Genomic DNA, 2,500 nt, shown 5'->3' on the forward strand with positions numbered 1-2,500 from the left:
GGAGTAGGATTTGAACCTACGACCTTCAGGTTATGAGCCTGACGAGCTACCGGGCTGCTCCATCCCGCGACACTGGGCGTTTTTTTGGTGCCCTGATATGCAAAAAGGGCGGCTTTGTGGGCCGCCCTGCTTTGCAATTATGAATGGGTTTTTATCCGTAGTCATGCGCGTGCTTCAATGCCTGGCGACGCCCTACTCTTCCAGTGCTTGAGCAATAGTACCATCGGCGCAGACTGGTTTCACGGCCGAGTTCGGGATGGGATCGGGTGGGTCACAGACGCTATGGTCACCAAGCAATGAAGCAGGCGCATAACTGCGGTTTTTTAATCGATACCGTGCACAGTTCACTTTCACTTGGGAAAGTGAACATCAAGAGCTTTGATTTGTATGTTCGTATATCTGGGCTGGCTTAAAACCATTCCGTCAACGGACGCTGCTGTTTCCAGCATTGTCGTTGATGGTGGGACTCTTAAGCGCGAACAGAGCAATTAGGACTGGTTAGCTCCATGCGTTACCGCACTTCCACATCCAGCCTATCAACGTCGTGGTCTACGACGGCTCGATGAAATCTTATCTTGAGGGAGGCTTCCCGCTTAGATGCTTTCAGCGGTTATCCCGTCCATACATAGCTACCCTGCTGCGCCACTGGCGTGACGACAGGTACACCAGAGGTATGTTCAACCCGGTCCTCTCGTACTAGGGTCAACTCCTCTCAAATTTCGACGCCCACGGCAGATAGGGACCAAACTGTCTCGCGACGTTCTGAACCCAGCTCACGTACCACTTTAATTGGCGAACAGCCAAACCCTTGGGACCTGCTCCAGCCCCAGGATGTGATGAGCCGACATCGAGGTGCCAAACGATTCCGTCGATATGAGCTCTTGGGAATCATCAGCCTGTTATCCCCGGCGTACCTTTTATCCGTTGAGCGATGGCCCTTCCACGAGGGACCACCGGATCACTATGACCGACTTTCGTCTCTGCTCGACTTGTCAGTCTCGCAGTCAGGCGGGCTTATGCCATTGCACTCTAACAGACGGTTTCCAACCGTCCTGAGCCCACCATCGCGCGCCTCCGTTACTCTTTAGGAGGCGACCGCCCCAGTCAAACTACCCGCCACAGAGGGTCCCTGCACCGGATAACGGTGCGAGGTTAGACATCAGAAAACAACAGGGTGGTATTTCACCTATGGCTCCACGACAACTGGCGTCATCGCTTCAAAGCCTCCCACCTATGCTACACAGTTCTTTCCTAATGCCACTCTGAAGCTGCAGTAAAGGTGCACGGGGTCTTTCCGTCTAACCGCGGGTACTCCGCATCTTCACGGAGAATTCAATTTCGCTGAGCATATCCTGGAGACAGTGGGGAAGTCGTTACGCCATTCGTGCAGGTCGGAACTTACCCGACAAGGAATTTCGCTACCTTAGGACCGTTATAGTTACGGCCGCCGTTTACCTGGGCTTCAATTCAGAGCTTGCACTCCTCCTCTTAACCTTCAGGCACCGGGCAGGCGTCAGGCCCTATACGTCGTCTTGAAGCCGACTTAGCAGAGCCCTGTGTTTTTGCTAAACAGTCGCTACCCCCTGGCCTGTGCCCCCCACAAGTGCTTGCGCATATGTGGGGCCTCCTTCTTCCGAAGGTACGGAGGCAATTTGCCGAGTTCCTTCAGGATACTTCTCTCAAACGCCTTGGTATACTCTACCATTCCACCTGTGTCGGTTTAGGGTACGGTCTATACGGTGGGGCTATTTCCTGGGACCCCTTCACTGCCCGGAGCAATCCAATAAGCCCGAACAATTTACGGCATCCGTCACACACCACCAGGCCCACGAATATTAACGTGGTTCCCATCGACTACCCCCTTCGGGCTCGTCTTAGGGGCCGGCTTACCCTGCTCAGATTAGCTTTAAGCAGGAACCCTTGGAATTTCGGCGACAGTGCATCTCACACTGTTAATCGCTACTCATGTCTGCATTCGCACTTCCGATACCTCCACGACCCATTACCAGATCGCTTCAACGGCCTACGGAACGCTCCGCTACCGCGTGATCCAAAGGATCACACCCTAAGCTTCGGTGCACGTCTTGAGCCCCGTTACATCTTCGCCGCAGGATCTCTTATTTAGACCAGTGAGCTGTTACGCTTTCTTTAAAGGATGGCTGCTTCTAAGCCAACCTCCTGGTTGTTTTGGAAATCCCACATGCTTTCCCACTTAGACGTGACTTGGGGACCTTAGCTGTAGGTTAGGGCTGTTTCCCTTTTGACGACGGACCTTAGCACCCGCCGTCTGTCTGCCGAACTAGACTCGTTGGTATTCGGAGTTTGGTTAGAGTTGGTAGATCTCGCGACCCCCGCATCCATCCAGTGCTCTACCCCCAACGGCAATCATTCGACGCTCTACCTCAATAGATTTCGCGGAGAACCAGCTATTTCCCGGCTTGATTGGCCTTTCACCCCTAAGCACAACTCATCCGACAATTTTTCAACATTGAACGGTTCG

General features: G+C 53.4%; 2 rRNA genes (1 of these 2 cut by a window edge). Both read right to left on the reverse strand.

Annotation, left to right across the window (positions count from 1 at the left end):
• Window positions 1–179: 179 nt before the first annotated feature.
• A 5S ribosomal RNA gene (gene rrf / locus PMI04_RS00005) occupies window positions 180–294 on the reverse strand.
• A gap of 175 nt (window positions 295–469) precedes the next feature.
• Window positions 470–2,500: ribosomal RNA gene (locus tag PMI04_RS00010) — 23S ribosomal RNA — on the reverse strand; it runs 763 nt beyond the window's last position.

It is taken from the genome of Sphingobium sp. AP49 (assembly GCF_000281715.2).
Classification (GTDB): domain Bacteria; phylum Pseudomonadota; class Alphaproteobacteria; order Sphingomonadales; family Sphingomonadaceae; genus Sphingobium.